Source organism: Pseudomonas sp. MYb118 (assembly GCF_040947875.1).
Taxonomy (GTDB): domain Bacteria; phylum Pseudomonadota; class Gammaproteobacteria; order Pseudomonadales; family Pseudomonadaceae; genus Aquipseudomonas.
Window position 1 is genome coordinate 2758848 of record NZ_JBFRXN010000002.1, and the last position, 23038, is coordinate 2781885.

General features: G+C 61.1%; 18 protein-coding genes. 5 read left to right on the forward strand and 13 right to left on the reverse strand.

Annotated features, from left to right (window positions below):
* Positions 1-70 precede the first annotated feature (70 nt).
* From ABVN20_RS18420 to yaaA, 13 genes are all read right to left on the reverse strand, one after another.
* Positions 71-1522, reverse strand: a complete 1452-nt coding sequence (locus ABVN20_RS18420; RefSeq protein WP_368557131.1) for a mannose-1-phosphate guanylyltransferase/mannose-6-phosphate isomerase — start codon at positions 1520-1522, stop codon at positions 71-73.
* A gap of 186 nt (positions 1523-1708) precedes the next feature.
* Positions 1709-2377: an alginate O-acetyltransferase AlgF gene (locus ABVN20_RS18425; protein WP_368557132.1), complete on the reverse strand. Its 669-nt coding sequence runs from the start codon at positions 2375-2377 to the stop codon at positions 1709-1711.
* 15 nt (positions 2378-2392) lie between these two features.
* Positions 2393-3568, reverse strand: a complete 1176-nt coding sequence (locus tag ABVN20_RS18430; RefSeq protein WP_368557133.1) for an alginate O-acetyltransferase — start codon at positions 3566-3568, stop codon at positions 2393-2395.
* 11 nt (positions 3569-3579) lie between these two features.
* The gene (locus tag ABVN20_RS18435) at positions 3580-5145 is read right to left on the reverse strand and encodes an MBOAT family protein (protein WP_368557134.1); all 1566 of its coding nucleotides are present in this window, start codon (positions 5143-5145) and stop codon (positions 3580-3582) included.
* 205 nt (positions 5146-5350) lie between these two features.
* The gene (locus ABVN20_RS18440) at positions 5351-6472 is read right to left on the reverse strand and encodes a mannuronate-specific alginate lyase (protein ID WP_368557135.1); all 1122 of its coding nucleotides are present in this window, start codon (positions 6470-6472) and stop codon (positions 5351-5353) included.
* An 8-nt stretch (positions 6473-6480) separates the two neighbouring features.
* A complete protein-coding gene (locus tag ABVN20_RS18445) occupies positions 6481-7929 on the reverse strand; it encodes an alginate O-acetyltransferase (RefSeq protein ID WP_368557136.1) in 1449 nt (482 codons plus the stop codon).
* A 10-nt stretch (positions 7930-7939) separates the two neighbouring features.
* Complete coding sequence (gene algG / locus ABVN20_RS18450) at positions 7940-9514, reverse strand: mannuronan 5-epimerase AlgG (RefSeq protein ID WP_368557137.1); 1575 nt, start codon at positions 9512-9514, stop codon at positions 7940-7942.
* 26 nt (positions 9515-9540) lie between these two features.
* Entirely contained in the window at positions 9541-11028 is a 1488-nt protein-coding gene (locus ABVN20_RS18455; RefSeq protein WP_368557138.1) for an alginate export family protein, read from the reverse strand.
* Positions 11025-12542 carry an alginate biosynthesis TPR repeat lipoprotein AlgK gene (algK, locus tag ABVN20_RS18460; protein ID WP_368557139.1) on the reverse strand — a complete coding sequence of 506 codons (1518 nt, stop codon included), beginning with the start codon at positions 12540-12542 and terminating at the stop codon, positions 11025-11027. Before algK ends, ABVN20_RS18455 begins: the two co-directional genes overlap by 4 nt.
* 18 nt (positions 12543-12560) lie before the next feature.
* On the reverse strand, positions 12561-13730 hold the full coding sequence (locus ABVN20_RS18465) for a PilZ domain-containing protein (RefSeq protein ID WP_368557140.1): 1170 nt from the start codon (positions 13728-13730) through the stop codon (positions 12561-12563).
* A gap of 35 nt (positions 13731-13765) precedes the next feature.
* Entirely contained in the window at positions 13766-15247 is a 1482-nt protein-coding gene (gene alg8, locus ABVN20_RS18470) for a mannuronan synthase (protein WP_368557141.1), read from the reverse strand.
* Positions 15248-15388: 141 nt separating this feature from the next.
* Complete coding sequence (locus ABVN20_RS18475; RefSeq protein WP_368557142.1) at positions 15389-16705, reverse strand: nucleotide sugar dehydrogenase; 1317 nt, start codon at positions 16703-16705, stop codon at positions 15389-15391.
* An 813-nt stretch (positions 16706-17518) separates the two neighbouring features.
* The gene (yaaA, locus tag ABVN20_RS18480) at positions 17519-18298 is read right to left on the reverse strand and encodes a peroxide stress protein YaaA (protein ID WP_368557143.1); all 780 of its coding nucleotides are present in this window, start codon (positions 18296-18298) and stop codon (positions 17519-17521) included.
* 278 nt (positions 18299-18576) lie between these two features.
* Here yaaA and ABVN20_RS18485 point away from each other — a divergent pair, with 278 nt between their 5' ends.
* The 5 genes from ABVN20_RS18485 to moaE all read left to right on the forward strand — a co-directional run bounded on the left by ABVN20_RS18485 (position 18577) and on the right by moaE (position 22757).
* Positions 18577-19701, forward strand: coding sequence for a polysaccharide deacetylase family protein (locus ABVN20_RS18485; protein WP_368557144.1), 1125 nt, complete (start codon positions 18577-18579; stop codon positions 19699-19701).
* 337 nt (positions 19702-20038) lie between these two features.
* On the forward strand, positions 20039-21433 hold the full coding sequence (locus ABVN20_RS18490) for a PhoH family protein (RefSeq protein ID WP_368557145.1): 1395 nt from the start codon (positions 20039-20041) through the stop codon (positions 21431-21433).
* A 155-nt stretch (positions 21434-21588) separates the two neighbouring features.
* Complete coding sequence (moaC, locus tag ABVN20_RS18495; protein ID WP_368557146.1) at positions 21589-22062, forward strand: cyclic pyranopterin monophosphate synthase MoaC; 474 nt, start codon at positions 21589-21591, stop codon at positions 22060-22062.
* On the forward strand, positions 22059-22301 hold the full coding sequence (gene moaD / locus ABVN20_RS18500; RefSeq protein ID WP_368557147.1) for a molybdopterin converting factor subunit 1: 243 nt from the start codon (positions 22059-22061) through the stop codon (positions 22299-22301). Before moaC ends, moaD begins: the two co-directional genes overlap by 4 nt.
* A 3-nt stretch (positions 22302-22304) precedes the next feature.
* On the forward strand, positions 22305-22757 hold the full coding sequence (moaE, locus tag ABVN20_RS18505; protein ID WP_368557148.1) for a molybdopterin synthase catalytic subunit MoaE: 453 nt from the start codon (positions 22305-22307) through the stop codon (positions 22755-22757).
* The last annotated feature ends 281 nt before the right edge of the window (positions 22758-23038 follow it).

Consider the following 23038-nt stretch of genomic DNA (forward strand, 5'->3'; position numbering starts at 1 on the left):
AAGCCCCCACCCAACCCACTGCGGATAGGGGACGCAGTGGGCTGGAAGGGGGCTTCAAACTGCCAGATGCTTACTGCGCGATGGTTTTTACCGACACGCCGCGTTCGATCGGGGTGGACCGGCCGTAGATATCTTCAAAACGCTCGATATCGTCTTCGCCCAGGTAGCTGCCCGATTGCACCTCGATGATTTCCAGCGGGATCTTGCCCGGGTTGCGCAGGCGGTGCACCGACGCGATCGGGATGTAGGTCGACTGGTTTTCGGTGAGCAGGAACACGTTTTCGTCGCAGGTCACTTCGGCGGTGCCGCTGACCACGATCCAGTGTTCGGCGCGGTGGTGGTGCATTTGCAGGGACAGGCAGGCACCCGGCTTGACCGAGATGTGCTTGACCTGGAAGCGGCCGCCCATGTCCACCGAGTCATAGGAACCCCACGGACGGTACACTTCGCAGTGGTTCTGGGTTTCGCTGCGGCCCTGCTCGTTGAGGGTGTTGACCATCTGTTTCACGCCCTGGACCTTGTCCTTGTGCGCAATCATCATGGCGTCCTTGGTTTCGACCACCACGATGTTTTCCAGGCCGATCACCGACACCAGTTTGCCGTTGCCGTGGATCATGCAGTTCTTGCTGTCCTGCACCACCACGTCGCCCTTGGTGACGTTGCCGTCGGCGTCTTTCTCGTTCACTTCCCACAGCGACGACCAGCAACCGACATCGCTCCAGCCGGCGGTCAGCGGCACGACGCAGGCGCGCTGGGTTTTTTCCATCACCGAGTAGTCGATGGAGTTGTCCGGGCAGCAGGCGAAGGTGGCTTCGTCGATCATCACGGTATCGACGTCCTGTTCGCTGCGCTCGAGGGTCAGCAGGCAGTTGTCGTAGATGTCCGGATCGTGTTTTTTCAGTTCTTCGAGGAAACGGCTGGCGCGGAACAGGAACATGCCGCTGTTCCAGAAGTAGCCGCCGGACTGGACGTACTCGGTGGCGCGTTTGACGTCCGGTTTTTCCACGAAGTGAGAGACGCGGCTGACGCCTTCGGGCAGCAGCGAATCGTTGGCCGACTTGATGTAGCCGTAGCCGGTTTCCGGTTTGGTGGCCGGCACGCCGAACAGCACCATTTCGCCGTTCTCAGCCGCGACGGTGGCCAGGGCCAGGGCACGTTGCAGGGCTTTCTGGTCTTCCAGCACGTGGTCGGCCGGCAGCACCAGCATCAACTCGTCACGGCCTTCGTTGACCAGCATCATCGCGGTCAGGGCGACCGCTGGCGCGGTGTTGCGGCCGAACGGTTCCATGAGGATGCGCTGGGTATCCAGTTTACGAGCGGCGAGCTGCTCGTTGACGATGAACCGGTGGTCCTTGTTGCAGACCACGATCGGGGTGTCCATGCCTTCGAACACCAGGCGCTCCAGGGTTTGCTGGAACAGGGTGTGTTCGCCGGTCAGGGCCAGGAACTGTTTAGGGAACTGCTTACGGGAAAGCGGCCAAAGACGTGAGCCGCTACCACCTGACAAGATCACCGGAATCATGTTGTTACTCCTTGAAAATCGAATGGGTCAGAGCACGAACGTTGTGTCGTTTCACTCTTGTTTTTGTTTCATACCCGACCTGACTCCGAGGTTCCTGTAGGAGCTGGCTTGCCAGCGATGGCGGTCTCAAGGGCCTCATCGCGAGCAAGCTCGCTCCTACAGGGCGGTGTCAGTCGGAAAAATTGATCAGCGCGTCGACACCGGGCGCTTGACCCACACTGGCGACAGGCTGCTGCCATTGCCGGTGACGTACAGAACGGCAGCTTCACCGCGCTCCAGCGCCACTGGCTTCACATCGCCGACTTTCGTTGCACCATCGTACAGCGCCAGGCTGACTTTCACCGGGTTGATTTCACGCTCGCCACGGCCCTTGGCGGCCACGGACGGCACCACTTCGGTCTTGCCATCGGCGGTTTTCAGGGTCAGGGCCTTGTCGCTGAGGTTCTGTACGCGAACCAGGGACTTCTGCTTGTTCTTGAACGGCGGCTCTTCGATCAGTTGTGGCGCGCCGCTGGCGTTGTTGACCAGCGTGTAATAATGGTCGCCGGCCAGTTTCACCGGCAGGGACTGGCTGCCGACCTTGGCGCTGTAGTCACCGCCCGGCATGAAGCTGAAGTCAGTGCTGGCCAGTGGCGCTACGTCGCTCAGGTTGGTGCTGCCGACGGTCGCGCTGACTTCGGCGTTGCTGGCGTTGTAGACCCGCACGAAGGTCGAGCCTTTGGGTGCGGTCGGACCGTAGAGTGCCGAGTCGCCGGCGGCGAAGGCATTCATCGACAGCACGCTGAAGGTCGCGGCCAAAGCGACTGCCTTCAAGGAGTCAGCGGCGAGACGACGCGGAGTAGTAGTGAAAGTCATGGGAATACCTCTCTTTCAGTTTTGCGCCCGATCGGGCGTCTCGGATTTAGTGTTTACAGCTACGTTTTGCTGGCGAGCGCCGGCTTCTTTGAGCGCTGCGACCCACTGCGGGTCGGCGTCGCCGATTTCGTTGTTGACGGGCAGATAACGTTCAGGAAACTCCCAGATCAGCACCTGGGGCGGGCTGTTCTTGAAAGCGTCGCTCTTGAGATAGCTGAGCATCGGCAGGATCGGGCCATGGCCGTCTTCGGCGTAATTGACCACGTCGCTGTTCAGTGCCTGCTTGAGTGCCCCGACGAAGTTCCAGTTGGGGTTGGCGCTGTAGCTGGTGCCGATCAGGGTCACCGGTACTTCGGTATTGGCGAACAGGGCGTCGTCGCCGCTGGCCTGGCCGCCTGCGGCCACGGTGTTGCGTTTTTGCAGGGGCTCGGTGGCCGGCATCATGTTTTCGAACAACGGGTCCAGCGGCAGGAACAGGCGCAGGTCACCCTTGTGGATCACGGTCTGTGCAGGCTCGGTGACAAAACGCTGGGGCTCGCCTCTCAGCGGGGTTTTTTCTGCGATGGTCCTGGCCAGGGTCTCGGCGGCAATCTGCGCGCCTTCCGGGGTCCAGTGGGTGTCGGTACGCAGGAACACTTGCTGGCCGTCCAGCTTGCCTTTCTGCAACGGGATCAGCAGGTCCGGGGCGAGGATCTTGTCGGCGGCGACACGGGCGTGGAAGTCCTCGTACAGGTTGGCGTGGATGCTCGAAGGCTTCACTTCACCCAGGTGTTCCGGATACAGGCGGGTCTTGGCCGGCACGATCGCCATGACCAGTTTCACGCCTTTGTTTTTCAGCTCCTGGCGCACGCCTTCGACCAGCGCGTAGTTGCCTTGCAGGTTCAGTTCTTCGTTGACGATCGGGTTGAACTCTTCATCGCTGTACAACCACTGGTCGCGGCCGAGCACCACGCCCGGACGACCTTCGTTGAACAGCTTGAAATCCAGCGCTGCCCAGAGGTTGGTGCCCAGGCGCTTGATCGGGAACTCGTCGTCGTAGTGAGTTTCGACGGCCTTGGCCCAGCGGCCATTGAGCACCGTCGCGTCGGCGTTGGTGCTGAAACCGAAGAAGCTGCGCACCGACCACAGGCCCAGGACCATCAAGGTCACCATGAACAGGGCGATGTAGAAAATGCGTAATGAGCGGGTCATGGTCAGATCCCTCAGAACTGGAAGTAAAGGAACGGCGAGAAGCTTTGCGCCGAGAGTTTGAGAATCGAGGCGATGAACAGCAGCAGCACCAGTGCACGCATCACGTAGCGCGACCAGTCGGCGGTCCAGTAGGCCGGTTGCACGCTGGCTTCAGTGCCCACCGTGTAGCCCGGCTGGTGGATGCTGGCCGGGTTGTCGCCCGGTACGGCCTTGATCATTCCCGGGGTCGCCGTAGCCGGGCCGTCGGCCTCGACATTGACGGCCGGTTTGGCCTTCGCTGGCGGCTGGTTGCTGTACAGGTCACGCAGACCGAAGAACGCCAGGGTCGCGTAAGCCACCACCAGGGTCGCCACTTGCAGGCCGGTGAGGTTGGCCTGGTTGAGTTCCGACAGTGACCACTCGCCAAAGCTGAACATGGCGCCGTACATGCGACCGGCCACGTGCAGGTTTTCGGCGCGGAAGATCACCCAGCCCATCACCACCAGCAGGAAGGTCAGCGCCCAGCGGATCGGGTTGAGGCTGCGTGGCGAGGTGTTCAGGCCCAGGGCCTTCTCGATGGCCAGCCACATGCCGTGCCACGCGCCCCAGACGATGTAGGTGATGTTCGCGCCGTGCCACAGACCACCGAGCAGCATGGTCAGGAACAGGTTGCGATAGGTCATCAGCGTGCCTTTGCGGTTACCGCCCAGGGTGATGTACAGGTAGTCGCGCAGCCAGGTGGACAGGCTGATGTGCCAGCGCCGCCAGAACTCGGTGATCGACTGGCTGATGTACGGCTGCTTGAAGTTCTCCATGAAGCGGAAGCCCATCATCAAGCCCAGGCCGATGGCCATGTCGCTGTAGCCGGAGAAGTCGAAGTACAGTTGCGCGGTGTAGGCCAGCGCACCCAGCCAGGCATCGCCCGTGGTCGGGTTCTGCAGGGCGAAGCAGTGGTCGGCGACCACCGCCAGGGTGTCGGCGATGAAGACTTTCTTGATGAAACCCTGCATGAACCGCGTGCAGCCCTCGGAGAACTTGTCGAGGGTGTGGGTGCGGTTGTTGAACTGGTCGGCGAGGTCGCGAAAACGCAGCACGGGACCGGCGATCAGGTGCGGGAAGATCGCCACGAACGCCGCGAAGTCGATCAGGTTGCGGGTCGCCGGGGTGTCGCCACGGTAGACGTCGATGATGTAGCTGATGGACTCGAAGATGTAGAACGAGATACCGATCGGCAACAGCACGTGGGTCAGGATGAACGGCGACAGGCCGACCGAGGTCATCAGCGCGTTGATGCTGTCGACGCCGAAGTTGGCGTACTTGAAGTAGCCGAGGATGCACAGGTCGACGGCCACACCCAGCAGCAGCCAGCGTTGGGCCGGTTTGGTGCGCACACCGGCGGCGCCGACTTTCAGGCCAATCCAGTAGTTCCACAGCGTGACGGCGGCGAACAGCGCCAAAAAGTCCACGCGCCACCAGGCATAGAACACATAGCTGGCGATCAGCAGCAGCAGGTTGCGATAGCGTATTCCGCTCAAGTAGTACATGCCGAGGAAGATCGGCAGGAACAAGAACAGAAACACGTTGGATGAAAATACCATCCCGGTCTCTCCGTGTTTAACCAACAGTCAAGGGCCAACGGCCCCCCCAAACCCCCCATGAAAAACCGGGGGGTAACTCACAAAACTCAACCCTGACACTGGCCCCTGTAGGAGCCAGCTTGCTGGCGATAGCGGTGTATCAGTCGACACTTATGATGAATGTCGGGCCGCAATCGCGAGCAAGCTCGCTCCTACAGAAGACGAATCAAGATCCCTTGCCCTTGTCATTCGCCGGGTCATACACCTTGGTCAGGTCACCCCCCAGGCGGAAGGTCTTGAACGGCTGCATGCCGTGTTTCTTCGAAAGCACATCCGGGGTGCAGGTGTAGAGCGAGCAGAACGGTTCGAGCCAGGCGAATTTCATGTCCTTCTTCAGGTCGGTCATGTCCTGTTCCTTGCCGTTTTTCTCTTCGAACTGCTCGGGGGCTTTCACCCCGGCCAGCACCCGGTCACCCAGGCGCTTGAGTGCGCCGTTGTTTTCCTGGCGCAGGTCCACGCCGTTGACCTGGGCGAAACTGGCGATCATCGCCAGTGGCGGCAGGGCGTAGTTGTGGTAGGCGAGGGCGCGTTGATTGCGCTTGAGCTCGTTGGGCAAGAAGCCCTGGGCGTCGACCTGATTGACGCCGACCTTGTATTCCTTCACGGCCCAGTCGAACAGGTCGCGGCGGTTGGTGGCGACCGAAGTGGCCATCACCGACCAGGCGGCCCAGTACGAGTGGTTGTTGGTTTTTTCCAGCGGCAGGTTGTCCCAGTCGCTGACCACCTGGTCGGCCATCTTGTTGAACCAGGCCTCGATCAACTGCGATTCCTGCTGATGGTTGGCCAGCGGATGCGAGTCGGAGAACTTCAGGCGCAGGTAGGAAGAAGCCATGCTGCCCAGCGCCCATTTGCGCATGGACTTGCCGGTGTGGTTGAAGTCCTTGGACATCAGCGCATCGGCCTTGGCCCAGGCGGTCAGCCAGTTCAGCGTGCACTCCAGTTGCTCGGGGCGACCGTCGCGCATGAACTGCATGACCCGCTTGCTGGTGCCGCGCTCGATCTTGGTGATGTCGGCAGTGCTGTCGCGGAAGGCTTTTTCCGATTGCACGTTCAGTGTCGAGCGGGCCTTGTCCGAGCCTTCGTACTTGCTGCGAAATTGCAGCGAGCCGGTGTAAGGCGTCGGTACGGCGTCGCAGCTTTCAGCGTTGTCGCCTGTTTTGACTTTCTCGATCGGCGCGAAGTAACCCTGGGGCGGGCGCAGCGGCGCGGCGGCCTGGGTGGCGCCGGCGAACATGGCCAGCGTCAGCAGGGACGGCGCGAGTAACTGTTTCAACGTTCGGTTGTGCATGGCAGACCTCATTGCCCGATCTGAGCGGTACGTTGCTCGGCGCTCGGGAATACGTTGCGTTTGCAGATTTTCGCTTCGACCTTCTGTGGCGCGGTGCCGGCTTCCGGCCCCTGGACTTCGACGGCCAGCAGGTTCTGCGAAGCCCAGTCTTCGTCCGTGCGCAATTCGAAGGCGAAACGACCGTCGGTGTCGGAGGTTTCCGGTTTTTCGATCTTGATGTCCTCGTGGCGTCCGTTCATGTACCAGAGGGTGGCTTGCAGGGTTTTCACCGAGGTATCGGCGAAGCGGATATCGACCTGGTGGCTGCTGTTTTGCAGGTTCAGGTTTTTGCTGTTGACCATCAGTTCGTTCTTGCCGGGCTTGAGCGTGGTGCTGCTCGACATCTGCGCATCCTTGCCTTCGCAACCGTTATCCAGCAGCGCCATCATCTGGCGGTAGATGGTTTCCTGGTCGAGGCGATAGAGCGGCGAGAATTCCCAGATGAGAATCTTCGGCGGGTTCTTCTGGAACTCTTCGCTGCCCAGGTACTGCAGCATCGAACCTTCCAGGCCGCCGCCGGGGAACGCCACGTTGAGAATGTCGGCGCCGATGGACTCTTCGAGGAACCCGGCGAAGTTGTAGTTCTTGCCGCTGTGGGAGGTACCGACCAAGGTGATCTGCGGGTTGCCGGAATCGCCGAACAGGTCGCCATCGCCCGCTTCGCCCTTGGGCTCGGTGGTGAATTGATCCATGTACTGGATCGCGTAGCTGGTGCCACAGAGTTGACCGGCCATGTTGTGCAATGTTCCGGTCTTGCCCATGCGGCCCGACTTGTGGCTTTCGAATTCACGTTTCGGGATGTCGGCGAACGCCGGGATCTGCTTGACCTTCTCGGCGACGATCTTTGCCGTGCGCTGGGCGCCGTAAGGGGTCCAGTGCTGGTCGCCACGGAAGTAGAAGTCGTGGGCGGGCAGGGTTTCGGGCAGCGATTCGTTGGTCAGCGGCGACAGGTCCGGCACCACGTAGCCCATGGCGGCGAAGCGGCCGAGCATGGTCTTGTAGTTTTTCAGGGCCTTGTCGAAATCGAATCTGGCCTTGTCTTCGGGGTTGAGCTTGTTGCGGTTCACCAGGCCACGGGTCGGCTGGTAGACCACCACCAGTTCCACGCCCTTGCTCTTGAACGCATCGTGCAACTGCTGCATGCGCTTGTAGCCGGCCGGGGTGGTGTCGAACTCGGTGCGCAGGTCTTCCTGGGTACGGAACAGCCAGTCACCCTGGGCCTGCACCAGCGTGGTGAAGTTCTGCTGGTAGCGGGTGGTGTAGTTTTTCGCGTCGTGGGCTTCGGGGCACAGGTTGCAGCACGGCTCGGCCTCGAAGGTCGGCGCCTGGACTTCGTCCGCACGCGCCCCGGCGCTGGCCGCGAGAATACCGGCGGTCAGGGCCGACAGGCTGAGTAATTTGATCAAGTGTGGGTGCATAAAATTATCCTCAGTCCTGCATTTCGATCTGGCTTTCGACAGGGTCGATCAGCACGGCTTTCTGCTGGCGCACCATCAGGTCGAGAATTTCATCCTGGCGTTCACCCAGGATCCCGTTGAAGCTGATGCCGCTGGATTTGGTCGGCGCGAGCATCGACACGCGATACAGCTCGACGCTCAAGGGCGAGTCGATGGACAGCGGGCCGCTCCCGTTACCGGCCAGCTCGCCGCCGACGATGATCAGCGATACCTGGGCGTCGAACGGGTCGAGCTTGATGTCGCGGTCGGTGTCGGTCAGGTCCTTGATGTGGCCGTAGACGCCGGTCAGGCCGTTGGCCAGGGACAGGTTTTCGTAGAGGCGGATGTTCACGCTGTTACGAATGCGGATGCCGTGGCGCCGGTTGCTGATCACCTTGTTGCCGTAGATCAGGTTGTCACCACTTTCGTACAGCGTGATGCCGTCGGTGTGGTTCTTGTAGATCTCGTTGTAGGCGATCAGGTTGTTGACGCTGTTCCGGTCGATCACCAGGCCCGACAACTTGTTGTCGAAGCTGCGGTTGTTGAAGATGAAGCTGTCGTTGACCTCACGGGAAATGATGATCCCGTGCTTTTTCTTGGTCCCGTAGACGGTGTTGTCGGCGATGATCAGCCCGTGCGAACGGTCGTGCGGGTCGATGCCGTAGACAATGTTGTCCTTGTAGGTGTTGCCCTTGACCACGAAGTTGCTGGTTTCGTAGCAGTAGAAGCCGTACCACATGTCCGAGAACTCGGAGCCGACGATCCAGCCGGTCGGTTCAGGGCGCTTGAGCACCTTGGCCATGTTCGGCGTGTACTGGGAAATACTCACGCCGTAGGACTTACTGTTGGCGTAGCCGAAACTGGCCATGTTGCTGTTGGCGATGTACGTCTCGGTGCCACCCCAGGCCAGCAGGAACGGGCGGAATTCCTTGGGCGACTTGAAGGTCGCCGGGCCGTTGTCCTTTTCTCGCCAGCCGGTGACCTTGGTGTCACGCACGAACAGCTTGCCGTCGTTGACCAGGAACGAGCCGGCCTCCTGGGACAGGCGCAATTCCTGGGTCCGCTTGTCGATCTCGAGGATGCCGTGCTTGCCCACCACAATCGGCAGCTTCGCCAGGAAAACCCCCGGCGAGGTCTCGTTGAGGTACTGCTTGGGCAGCTTCTTCGCCAGGTCCTGAAGGCTCATGTAACCGTCGTCGACGAAAATCGCCTGGGGAATGCCGTGCTGGCGCACCACCCACTCGGCCATCTTGTTGTCGCCGCCGATGAAGTCCTTCAGCGCGTCTTCCTGCATCATGCGGCGCACGCTGACCTTGCCGGCCTTGCTGCGCACGATTTTCTTCTCGATGGCTTCGGCGGTGTAGCCGCTGATGTCCGGTGGCACCGGTTTTTTCAGCTCCAGCGGCGCGGTGGGCGCGCTGGCGACGGTGTAGGTCTTGGCTTGCTGCAATTCCTTGGCCGTGGTCACAGGCTTGGTTGCCGGCTCGACATTGGCGAAGGCGGCCGCACTGGCCAGCAGCATCGCACCGGCCAGCAAGGTCAAGGCGCCTCTGTTCGGACTGTGCATGTCGGGAACTCCTTTAGCGGTTCGCATCAGAAGCGCCAGATCACGTCGATGAACGCGCGGTGCATGTACGAGTCGACTTCCTTGCCGTAGGCGTCGCCCGGCTTGAACACGCCGCCACGGAAGCGCACCAGGGCCGACGGTTCGTCGATCGACTGGCTCAGCGCCGCTGGCAGCAGGCCCTGCTTGAAGTACTTGGTGACGACCAGGTCCATCTCCTGGCCGAGGTCCTTGTTGCCGTCTTCCAGCGGCAGCGAGGTGCTCGACAGGATCGCGCCGGTGGCGTCGTCGATGTTGTTCTCGACAGCATTGATACCGTTGCTGCCCACCGGCTTGTTGCCGTCGACACGCCAGAACTTGTGATAGATCAGGCTGGCGTCGTATTGGTCGTTGAGCATCCACGAACCGAACAGGGTCGCGGTCTGCATGTTGTTCATTTCGCCACGGTAGGCCTCGCCGAAACGGTGCACCCGCGAGCGTGTACCGGTGTAGTTCGAGCGGTTGCTTTCCAGGCCGTTCTGTTGGTAATCGGCGCTGGCGCGAGCGTACGCCGCACCGACCTGCCATTGCGGGTCGAGGCGCAGGCGCACACCCAGGTCGGTGGCCCAGCCGTCGACGTCTTCATTGCGCTTGGCTTGCGCAGGCGCCGTGCCGTCGGCGTTGAGCGGGTTGACGGTGTCGGTGTCGCCGCTCATGCCGGTGATGCTGCCCCAGTAATTGAGGGTGTTGGTGTTGCGGTAGTTGTAGGCGTCGCTGTCGGCGGTCAGGCCGAGCCAGCTGATGTCGCCGTTCTGTTTCTTGTCCAGCGAGTCGCCGGCCACGCCCGGTTCCGGGTAGTCGAGCTTGCCGTCGTCGTGGGTGTGGTGCCCGCGAATGCCGACCCAGTTACCCGGCGTCCACTGGTACGCCGCATCGGCGTAAACGTGCAGGCGATCCTTGTCCTGGGGCGACAGCTCCTTGAGGTCGGTGCGGTATTCGCTGAAGCGTTCGGCAACACCGGCGTTGGCGCGCAGCAGGGTGGTGTCGAAGGTCCAGTTCAGGGCTTCGATGTTGGTGTCGCGCCACTGGCCGTCGTCGTTGCGCAGGCGCTGGCGACCGAACTTGAGGATCTCGCCGGGGTAGGGCGTGAGGCCGCTGTAGCCGACCCAGAACTCACGCATGGCCAGGTAGTTCTTCTTGGTCTTGCGGTCGCTGTTCTGGGTGGTCTGCGTCGCTTCCTCATCGGACTGCTGCAAGGTGTCGGTTTCGATGATGTCGGTGGACGTCACCGCCTGACCCATGGCGTAGGCACTCCACGCACCGCTCTCGCCATACACCCAGGGGCGCAGGTCGAGGCCGACGCCATTGACGTCGCCGCCGCTGGCCGTGCCCAGGTCACGGTCGTCTTCGGACTGGCCGGTGATCTTCACTTCCAGGCCGAAATTCTTCGCCTCGGTCAGTGCCGCGAGCGTCGGGCACGACCACAGCAGGGCGCAGGTCAGGCCAATACCGGCCTTCACGAATGGATTCAACTTCATAACGTTTCCTCGCCGTCTTCTTCTTGCAGGGCATGCAGTTCCAGCGTGTTCTGGCTCAAGGCGCCACGAACGGCCTGTTCTTGTTTCAACAGGCGTTGGGCCTCGGCGAGCTGGGCAGGCGGCAGTTGGGCTTCGAGTGTTTGGGCAAGCTCGTTGGCTTGCGGGGTGTTCTGGACCTTGGCCAATTGGCTGAAGACATAGGCGTTAAGCGGGTTGGGCTTGGTGCCCTTGCCTTGGGAAAACAGTTGGGCGATGGCGAAGTCGGCGCTGTTCTGGCCGTTGCGCGCAGCGGTCAACAAGTGATCCAGGGCTTTTTGCGAATAGACCTTGCCCAGGTAACCACGACGGTAGATCTGGCCCAGGTAGTAATCGGCGGCCACTTCCTTGCCCACGGCTTTCTGGAAGTGCGCCTCGGCGAGCTTGGCGTCAGCCGGCACCCATTTGCCTTCGTAGTAGAGCTTGCCGAGCAACAGTTCGGCGCGCGGCTGGTCGGCGGCGCGGCCGTTGTCCAGGTACTTCATCATCGTGTCGACGTCGCCCAGTTCCGGGAAGTCGTAGAGCAACTGCGCCAGGCTGACCCAGGAAGCGGGGTAGCCGGGGGCGATGTCTTCGAGCAGCGATTGCGCGGTTTTCTCGTCGGTCTTGCCCAGGCTCGAATCGCCGAGCACCCGCGCCACGCTGTCCACGCGCTGCGCGGATACGGTGCCGCGGGTATGGGCGGCCTGCATCTGCTTGATCAGTGCGGCTTGCTCGTCGGTCTTGCCCTGTTTCTGGTAGACCGTGGCCAGCTCGACGTAGCAAATGTCGGTGGTGTTCAACGCGGCCTTGCAGATGCTTGCCACTTCGTCCAGGTGCTGGTCGTAAGTGCCCTGGGTGCGATAGAGCAGCACCTGGGCCAGACCCGCCTCCGGCTTGCCTTCGGCGCGCCATTGGCTGATCTGCTGCTGGGCGTTGATGTTGGGGAAACTGTGCGGGTATTGCAGGTACAGCATTGCCAGCGGGATCAGCGTGTTGCCTTCGCCATTGGCCGAGGCTTTTTTCAGCAGGGTTTCGGCCTCGTGCTGTTCGGCTTCGGTGGAGCCCGGCTTGGCCACCAGCAGGCGACCCAGGCGAGCCTGGGCGCGCGGCGACACGTCGGCGGCGGCGCGATAGGTCGCCTCCGCCTGCTTGATCTGCGCCGGGTCGCGGCTGTCGACCTGGATGTCGGCCAGGCCCACTTGCGCCTCGCTGTAGCCCAGATCGGCCAGGGCCTTGTAGTTCTGCTGCGCCAGCGCGGTGTCACCGCGCTTGAGCGCTTCGTTGGCCAGACGCTGGTCGGGCAGGCCGGCGCAGCCGGTGAGGCTGACTGCCAGTGCCAGGACGCACAACGCATATCCACTGTGGGAGCGAGCCTGTCGAGGCGTCGAACCGTCGCGATGCGGACACTGTGGTGCATCAGACAGACCGCGTTGATCCCATCGCGAGCGGGCTCGCTCCCACAGGGGCTGCGGTGTACTGAAGAGTTTGGGCGTCATCACGGTCACGTCCTCCGCTTACAGGCCAGCGGCCATGGCTTTGTTGATCAGCCAGTTCACGTTCGGGCCACGGTCGCTGTTCACTTCCACCGGGCGACCGGCGAATTTGCTGTCCAGTGGCTCGTCAGGCTGGATCAGCACGCGGATGTCGGACGACAGGTCGGCGCTTTTCAGGCTGGTGCTGCTGACGATCTTGCCGGTGCGGGTTTCGTCTTCGCCGGCGATCTGGAAGCTGACGGTGGTGCCTGGGCGCACGTCGCCGAACTGGCGATAGGAGAAGCGCGCTTCGACATTGGCTTCGCTGTTACGCGGCACCAGTTGGAAGATCACGTCGCCCTTGCTGGCGTACTGGCCGTCGGCGACCAGTTGCTGGGACACGGTGCAGTCGCACGGCGAGGTCAGGGTGCCGGTCATTTGCTTGCCGAACAGTTCCTCGACCTTGGCCGGTTGCAACTGGTCTTCGTCCAGGTGGCCCTTGAGTACGTCGAGCATGCTGGTGCTGAAGGTCGCCAGTGGCGCGCCCTTGGCGGCGACGCCGTCGGCCTTGACCAGGCTCTGTACGGTGCCGTCACGGGGCATGGTGATGTTCATGCCGGGTACGGCGACGAGGCCGGCCTGGGCATGGCTGACGAAGTACATGCCGTACACCGATTTGAAAATGAAACCGAACGCCGCCAGGCCAACGACGAACACCGCCAGGCTGAAGGTCACGGCGCGCAGGCGACCGAATGCGGTCATGCCGCTGCCGCCGTCCTTTTGCTTGCGGGCCTTGGTGAAGTTGTCGCGCTGCAGGGTCGCCAGCACCTCGCCGATGCTGACGATGTCGCCGGCCAGGTGCGAAGTGATCAGGTGGCGCAGGGTCGAGATGTCCTGCGGTTCCAGGTTCTGGAACTGGCAGCCGGCGCGACCGGTCTGGCGGTCGAAGGAGCGCACTTGCAGCTCCACGTCCATGGCCAGGCCGAGGTTGTCGATGACGAACTGCAGGCGTGCCTTGTGCACGTCGCCGATCTTCAGCGGCAGTTGACCGGCGTTGAATGCCAGGCCGCCAGCGGAGAGGTCGATGACCCGGGCTTCAACCGGGGTCCGGTCCGGACCGAAGAAGCGCAGCTTGGCCGGGATTTTCACTCGGGCGTGCTGGCGCTGGGCTTCGGATTCATGCACTACGTTGGCGTTGACGGCGGTATTCATATGGGCGGTTTCCTAGTTAATTCAGGCGAGTTCGGTCAGACCATCATCAGCAGCACGGCGACAAAGATGCTGCCGGCAGAGAAGGTCATGGTCCGAGACGACCAGGTGTTGAACCAACGTTGAAAGCTGGCGAGATCACGGGACAGAGAAGTGGGTTGGCGAGTCCAGGACTGTTGGTCGAGGCGGAAGAACACGTAGATCTTCACCAGCGCGCCAACGATCTGGTTGTAATAGAGAATCGCCGGGTAAGCCGGGCCGATCCGGTGACCGGAACAGGACAGCAACAGGGTCAGGATCAGGCGGGTGATGCCGATCCACAGCAGGTACACCAGGATGAACGCGGTGCCGTACTTGAAGCTGGCGAGCAGCGCCACGGTCAGGCCCAGCAGGGACGTCCACATCGACACGCGCTGATCGAACAGCACCAGCGAGGTGAACGCGCCGAGGCGTTTCATCCCCAGGCCCAGGGCGCGGGAGTTCTGCCGCAGGTTGTTGCCGTACCAGCGGAACATCAGCTTGCGGCTGGCCTTGATGAAGCTCTTCTCCGGCGGGTGTTCCACGGTGTGGATCGCCGCGTCCGGCACGTAAAAGGTGTCGTAGCCCAGGCGCATCAGGCTGAACCAGCTCGACTTGTCATCACCGGTCAGGAACTTGAAGCGGCCCAGGCGCCAGTGTTGCAGCGAGTCGCTTTCCACGTCGGCGATGAAATCCGGGTTGGTGACCACGGAGGCGCGGAACACCGACATCCGTCCGGTCATGGTCAGTACGCGCTTGGACAGGGCCATGGAGCACATGTTGATGTGACGCTGGGCGAAGCGCAGCTTGTGCCACTCGCTCATGATGTAGCCGCCGCGCACTTCGCAGAATTCGTTGGTGGTCAGGCCGCCGACGTTGCCGAACATCTGGAACCACGGCACGGTCTTGAGCACCACGCCTTCGGCGAGCACGGTGTCGCCGTCGATCACCGCGACCACGGCACGGTCATCCGGCAGGTGGCGGGAGATGGCGCGGAAACCGTAGGCCAGGCCGTCGCGCTTGCCGGTGCCGGGAATACGCACGAAGTCGAGTTTGACCCGCTCTGGCGGGTTCATCCGGTTCCACAGGCTTTTCACCAGCAGTTCATCGGACATTTCGACGATCGAGCAGACCACGGTGGTCGGCAGGCCGCAGTCGATGGCCTCGCGGATCACCGAGCTGTAGACCTGGGCGGTGGTCAGCGCGTCGATGCGGAAGCTGGTGACCATCAGGAACACATGGGACGGGTCCGCCGCCTTGCCCAGCTTGCGCACTTTGCGCCGCAGATGCGGGTAGACCACGTACAGAAACAGCATGCCGCGCACAAAGTGCGTGGCGCCCATCGAGTAGCGCCAGATACCGACGATACCGATCAGGAAAATGAAGTCCTTCGACTCGGAGTCGAACGTGGACGTGGGCAACGCCGTGGCGATACCCATCAGGAGACTCAAGTAGAACAGCCAACCGGCGGCCTGAAGTAGGCCGTGCTTTAGCCTGTGCATAGTTTGCATCCGTCTCGATCCGTGGAACCTGTAGGAGCGAGCTTGCTCGCGATGAACCTGAGAACACCGCTGGGTGTCAGGTTGCCAGCGTCATCGTTGGCGACCATCGCGAGCAAGCTCGCTCCTACAGGGAAGGTTGCTTTACCAGCAGATCCCTTCGGCGCGACCGTTGGCGCTGGTGGCTTTGGACATGAAGCCGACCAGGTCGATCACCTGCTTGCCGTGCGGGACTTCCTGCACCAGGGCGCGGAATTTCTCGTCACGGTTACCGAGGATGATCACGTCGGAGTTGTTGATGACATCGTCGAAGTCAGCGTTGAGCAGGGACGAAACGTGAGGGATCTTCGACTCGATGTAGTCCTTGTTCGCGCCGTGGACGCGGGCGTATTCGACGTTGCTGTCGTAGATCTTCAGGTCGAAGCCCTTGCCGATCAGCATTTCGGCCAGCTCCACCAGCGGGCTTTCGCGCAGGTCATCGGTGCCGGCCTTGAAGCTCAGGCCCAGCAGGGCGACTTTGCGTTTGTCATGGCTGGAGACGATGTCGAAGGCGTTCTGTACCTGGGCCTCGTTGCTGCGCATCAGCGAGTTCAGCAGCGGTGCTTCCACGTCCAGGGAACCGGCGCGGTAAGTCAGGGCGCGCACGTCCTTGGGCAGGCAGGAGCCGCCGAAGGCGAAGCCTGGGCGCATGTAGTACTGGGACAGGTTCAGGGTCTTGTCCTGGCAGACCACGTCCATCACTTCGCGACCATCGACGCCGACGGCCTTGGCGATGTTGCCGATCTCGTTGGCGAAGGTCACCTTGGCGGCGTGCCAGACGTTGCAGGTGTACTTGATCATCTCGGCGACGGCGATGTCCTTGCGGATGATCGGCGCGTCGAGTTCTTCGTACAGCGATTGCAGGACGTCGCCCGACGCCTTGTCGAACTCGCCGATGACGGTCATCGGTGGCAGATCGTAGTCGGCAATCGCGGTGCTTTCACGCAGGAACTCAGGGTTTACGGCCACGCCGAAATCGACGCCGGCTTTCTTGCCCGAGCAATCTTCGAGGATCGGGATGACAACGTTTGCGACGGTGCCCGGCAGCACGGTGCTGCGCACGACGATGGTGTGACGGGTGGATTTTTCACGCAGGACAAAACCGATTTCGCGGCATACCGCTTCGATGTAGTTCAGTTCCAGGTCGCCGTTCTTCTTGCTCGGCGTGCCGACGCAGATCATCGACAGGTCGGTATCGCGAATCGCCTCGGCGAAGTTGGTCGTACCGCGCAGACGGCCGGTTTCGATGCCCTTAGCCAGCAGTTCCCCAAGACCAGGTTCAACGATCGGCGATTTACCGGCGTTGATCATGTCGATCTTGTCCTTGGCGACATCGACGCCAACCACGTCATGGCCCCGAGCAGACAGGCAACCGGCACAGACTGCACCGACGTAACCCAAACCAAATATGCTGATGCGCATCGCATTTTCCTCTGTGTTTAATCTAGCCATTACATGGCCGGAGTTAATGGTGTTCAGCGGTACTAGTGCACTCGGAAGTGCGGCTGACAGGCGTCGCAGTGCCGTGTGCAGGCATATAAGTTCCGAGTGTCTAAATAAGTGCACTCAAGGTGTGCGCAACTAGGCCTTGTTGTTATGACTTGCCCCGTTATGTAGCCGAGTCCTCGTGTTCGAGGTTATTCGGGCAAAACTCGTCAACACTCGATACCAGGCGCAAGGCCCGTGAATCAAGGGTTGTGGTGCTCGGGAGAGCACGTTTACTGGGGCGCAGTCTTGGCCATATAGGTGATGGCAGTGATGCCTTATCTCCTTTGCTGCAGGTCTTGCGCAGATCCGTTATTACTGTGGCGAAGTTGATGTGACAGTTTCACCATTCACGTCGCGTCTCTACGTAAGTTATCTCGTACATATCCAGAGATAATCGCTACCGGTGGTATGAGCTATGCATTTGGATGAAGTTCCGACCCACCCATCGCGAATTCTGAAATTTCTTGAAATATTGAAAAAGATGGCACTACTTTCAAATTGATGGCACTTGCTGTCTCGTCCTTGTTACACGGGGCCATAAATGCGTGAGATATTTTTGTGCCACTACTGAGAATTATTTTCAGTGCCACTACTGAAAAAAATGCCCTGAGTCGAGTGAAACTAAAGTTAAAAAGCCGACAGACGGTTTTTTGTCGTCAAAATGCTGACGAGCGGCGGGAAGGATTTCGCGAGGAGGAGAAGAGGGCGCACGACGGGGATTTCGCGGTCGTGCGCCAGGTTGGTGCGTTATTCTTCGGCGTGATCGCGAAGGAACACCAGACTGTCCGGTTTTGACTGTTCGGCGCTGTAGCGATAGCCCTGGACATCGAATTGCTTGAGGTGCGCCGGATCGTTGATGCGCTCTTCTATAACGAAGCGGCTCATCATGCCTCGGGCCTTTTTCGCGTAGAAGCTGATGATCTTGTACTGACCGTTCTTCAGGTCCTTGAACTCGGTGTTGATGATGCGTGCGTTCAAGGCGTTGCGTTTGACCGCCGAGAAATACTCGTTGGAGGCCAGGTTCAGCAGCACATCGTCACCCTGGTCGGCCAGGGCTTCGTTCAGCCATTCGCTGATCCGTGTGCCCCAGAAGGCGTACAGGTCCTTGCCACGGGCATTGGCCAGCTTGGTGCCCATTTCCAGGCGATACGGCTGCATCAGGTCCAGTGGGCGCAGCAGGCCATACAGGCCCGAGAGCATGCGCAGGTGTTGCTGGGCGTAGTCGAAATCGGCTTCGCTGAAGGTCTGGGCGTTCAGGCCGGTATACACATCACCCTTGAAGGCCAGCAGGGCCTGCTTGGCGTTTTCCGGGGTGAATGCTGGGGTCCAGCTGCCGAATCGCGCGGCGTTGAGGCCGCCGATCTTGTCGGAAACGTGCATCAACTCGCTGATCTGCGCCGGCGTCATTTCGCGCAATTGCAGAATCAGCTCCTGGGAATGGTCGAGGTACTGCGGCTGGGTAAAGCGCTGGGTCGCCGGCGGTGTTTCGTAATCGAGGGTCTTGGCGGGGGAAATCACCATCAGCATGAAATCGTCTCCTTTAATCGTGGGGGCGATTCTAGGGGGTTGTGGGGGATGACTCCAGCTATCGAGGTGATAGGTGATGATCGGCCACAATCCCTGAGTCAATCAGATCCCTGTAGGAGCGAGCTTGCTCGCGATGGCGGTGTGTCAGACACACCAATGGAGGCTGCCCCAATGCCATCGCGAGCAAGCTCGCTCCTACAGGGGAGTTCGTCTGTGCTGCGGCAATAAGGGCACTATCAGCTATAGTGCCGCGCGGGTTTTGTTATGGAGACATCCCATTGCGTATCGGTTTGGTAGTTTTCGCCTGGTTGTTGAGTTTCGGTGCGGTGGCGGCGCCGGGCGATGTCGCGACGCTCGATCGCAGCACCTGGCCCGAGCAGCTCAGCAATCCGACGCTGTTCGACGTCGCCTCGCGCGCGGAAATCCTCATGTTCGCGCGGGTGCTGTGGGCCAGCGAATCCCTGGACGAGGCCAGCCTGGCCCAGCGCCTGGGACTGCGCACCATTAATATGGAGGCGGTCAACCGCCTGCGCGAGCGTTACTGGCAGCGTCTGCTGGACAACTACAACCATGCGCAGAAGAGCTGCGACCAGGACGCTTCTTTCTGTTTCCTGGTCGAGGACATGGCCACCCTGCGCGAGCAGGCGCAGAAGTTCCAGATCAGCGAAGACAGCTACTACATCAAGTGGGCCGAGCCGAGCCGGCTGTTCCACGCGCAGTACCTCGACGAACAACTGCGCAAGGCCGCGCTGTTCCCGCAGACCAGCAGCGAAGTCGATCGTTTCGGCGACTACGAACGCAATGGCGAGGCGATGCACGACCGTCTGTTCCTGTTGACCTTCGACAGCGGCGCCAACGCCGCGCCGGACAACACCGACTGGGTCGCCGATTACCTGCGCAGGAGCAACCTGACCGGTACATTCTTCGTGCTCGGCAAAGACATTCAGGCGCGCCTGGGCGACCGTTCGGTCAGCAGCCTGCAGGCCACCTATTCCACGCAATGCATCGGCGTGCAAGGCTGGGAGTTCCGGTCCCACAGCCACTGGCAGGACTGGCAGGACTCGGTGCGGCGCAGCGCCGAACTGGTGAAAAGCAAGTTGCCCGAAAACTATGTGCCGCTGTTCCGTCCACCCGATGGCCAGCGCCGTTCGGACGCCGCCGGCTTCTTCAGCGCCCAGGGCTTGCAGGTGGCGCTGTGGGATATCGACGCCCAGGATGGCGCCGGCAAACTCAAGGCCAGTCAGAGCGCCCAGCGGGTGCTGACCCTGATGCTGCTGTGGCGACACGGGGTGATCAACTTCAACGTCAAGCAGGACGGCGTAAAAACGGCGCTGCCCTGGCTGATCACGCAAACGGCGCCCAGCGGGATCGGTTGGGAAGACTGTCAGGATGCGTTTCGCTGAATCTGGAGAACGCCCGTAAACATTGGGTTTGGGGCGATTTTGCGAGGAAATTCGATGCAGGCGGACTTCCGACTTTAACGGCACATTGCCTGCACGCCAAGGGCTATTCGTCACTCTGAAAAATAAACTTCAAAAAAGCGTCAAAGTGCTTTTTTCTGTCATGTGTTTTGGAGTATTACGAAGACAGACCGCCGAAACCTGCGACACAGGTGGCGTCTTCCAAGACCCAGCTTGTGTGCAGTTCACTTGATCCCTTGCAGGTGAGTTCGGCAGTCCCTTCGAGGCGCAGCGCCGTCAAGGCATTGCGTCGAATGGCTCCCACATAAGGTGACCGAGTATGGATGACCACGGACGTAGTTCTTCCTCCAACCAGCCAATCCTCTATGTACTCGATACCAACGTACTGATTCACGATCCCAATGCCCTGCTGAACTTCGAAGAACACCACGTCGCGATCCCGATGACCGTGCTTGAGGAGCTGGACAAGCTCAAGAGCGGGCATCACAGCGTCGCGGCCGAATGTCGCCAGGCGATCCGCCTGATCGATAAGACCCTGGGCGAAGCCAGCCCGGAAGACGTGGAACTGGGTGTGCCGATCCAGCGCGGCAAGAGTGGCCCCAAAGGCTTGCTGTCAATCCTGATGAGCAAGCGTGAAGAGCCGAACATCATTCTGCCCGAGCACCTCAACGACAACATCATCATCAACCAATTGGTCGACCTGCATGCGCGTCAGCCCAAGCTGCCCGTCGTGCTGGTGACCAAAGACATCAACATGCGCCTCAAGGCTCGCGCTTGTGGGATCGCGTCCGAGGACTACAGCACCGACCAACTGGTGGACGACGTTTCGTTGCTGCCCAACGGCTATCACGAGATGAAAGGGTCGTTCTGGGACCTGGTGAGCAAGGTCGAAACCCGCCAGGGCCATGGCCGTACCTGGCACCAGGTGAAACTGATCGACAACCTGCCGGCGGTGCACATCAACGAGTTCATCATCGACGAACAGGGTTTCGTCGGCTGGATCAAGGAGATCGAGAACGACCAGCTGCTGATCCTCGACCTGCACCAGGAACCGCTGCTGCACCAGGAAGCCTGGGGCCTCAAGCCGCGTGACATCTACCAGAGCCTGGCGCTGTTCGCCTTGCTCGATCCGGACATCCACCTGGTCAACCTGTCCGGCGCCGCCGGTTCCGGTAAAACCATCCTGGCCCTGGCGGCGGCCATCGAGCAGACCATGGTCAGCAAGCGCTATCGCCGCATCATCGCCACCCGCAGCGTGCAGGGCCTGGACCAGGAAATCGGTTTCCTGCCCGGCACCGAAGCGGAAAAGATGGAGCCGTGGCTCGGCGCCATTACCGACAACCTCGAAGCCTTGCACATGGATGACGAAAGCACCCATGGCAGCGTCGACTACATCCTCAGCAAAGTGCCGTTGCAGTTCAAATCCCTCAACTACATCCGCGGGCGCAGCTTCCAGCAGAGCCTGATCCTGATCGACGAATGCCAGAACCTCACCCCGCACCAGATGAAAACCATCATCACCCGTGCCGGTGCCGGTTCCAAAGTGGTGTGCCTGGGCAACCTGGCACAGATCGACACCCCTTACCTGTCCGCGACCAGCTCCGGGCTGACCTACCTGACCGAGCGCTTCAAGGATTTCCCGAACGGCGTTCACATCACCCTGCAAGGGGTGCCACGTTCGATCCTGGCCGAATACGCCGAATCGCATCTGTAACCTCAAGCAAAGCCGGGTGGCCGCAGGGTCGCCCGGCTTTTTTGTGCTTGATCCAGATCAAATTTTAACCAGGCACCTGGTCTGAACCTGCAATCAGGTGTGCGGAAAATTGACCGGCGGGTTTACAATCGGGGCTCCTGATCAGGAGTGAACCTGTGCTGACTCATCTCGATTCCCAAGGTCGCGCCCACATGGTGGACGTTACCGAAAAGTCCGTGACCTTCCGTGAGGCCACGGCCGAGGCGCGGGTGCGCATGCTGCCGGCGACCCTGCAAATGATCGTCAACGGCGGCCATCCCAAGGGCGACGTGTTCGCCGTGGCGCGCATCGCCGGCATTCAGGCGGCGAAGAAAACCAGCGATCTGATTCCGCTGTGCCATCCGTTGATGCTGACCGGCGTGAAAGTCGAGCTGAGCGCCGAAGGCGAAGACCGCGTGCATGTGCGCGCGACCTGCAAACTGTCGGGGCAGACCGGCGTAGAGATGGAAGCGCTGACCGCTGCCAGCGTGGCGGCACTCACCATTTATGACATGTGCAAGGCCGTGGATCGTGGCATGACCATCGAAAGCGTGCGTCTGCTGGAGAAACTCGGCGGCAAGAGCGGCCATTACCAGGCGGACCAGCCATGAAAGTCACTGTGAAGTTTTTTGCGCGCTACCGGGAAGCCCTGGGTGTCGATTCGGTGAAGGTCGAAGGGGCCTTCGCCACGGTCGACGATGTGCGTGCGTTGCTGGCCCAGCGTGACGGTGCCGACGTGCTCAGCGAGCAGAACCTGATGTGCGCGCGCAACGAAGACCTGTGCCAACTCGACGAGCCGGTGAGCGACGGCGATGAAGTGGCGTTCTTTCCGACCGTGACCGGGGGCTGAGGCATGGCGATTCGCGTGCAGTCCACGGCGTTCGATCCGGGTGCCGAAGTCAACGCCATGCACGCCGCCAATGTCGGCGTCGGCGCGGTGGTCAGTTTTGTCGGTTATGTGCGTGACTTCAACGACGGCCTCGATGTGGCCGGGATGTTCCTGGAACACTATCCGGGCATGACCGAAAAGGCACTCGGCAAGATCGCCGCCGAGGCCGAGCAGCGCTGGCCGCTGCTCAAACTGGAAGTGCTGCACCGCATCGGCGCCCTGGAACCGGGCGAGCCGATCGTCTTCGTCGGCGCCGCCAGCGCCCACCGCCAGGCCGCCTTCGACGCCTGCAACTTCGTCATGGACTACCTCAAGACCCGCGCACCGTTCTGGAAAAAGGAAAACACCAGCGACGGGCCGCGTTGGGTCGAAGGGCGCGACAGCGATCATTCGGCGGCGGATCGCTGGAAGCAGTAGTTTCTGCGGCGCCTGTAAAAACCTATCGCGAGCAGGCTCGCTCCCACAGGTGAACGGTGTACACCGAACATTGTGGGAGCGAGCCTGCTCGCGAGATGTACCTCTGCAACACCCTCATTACCCGACCCTGCACCCAATTAACGCCATGCGTACCCCCTGTAGGAGCGGGCTCGCCCGCGATGAGGCCATCGACCACACCACAATTTCTCCAGGCCGCCACCCGACCACCGGCCCCACCATCCCCCGCGCCCCCAATTGACGGCATGTACATAAAAGTCCAG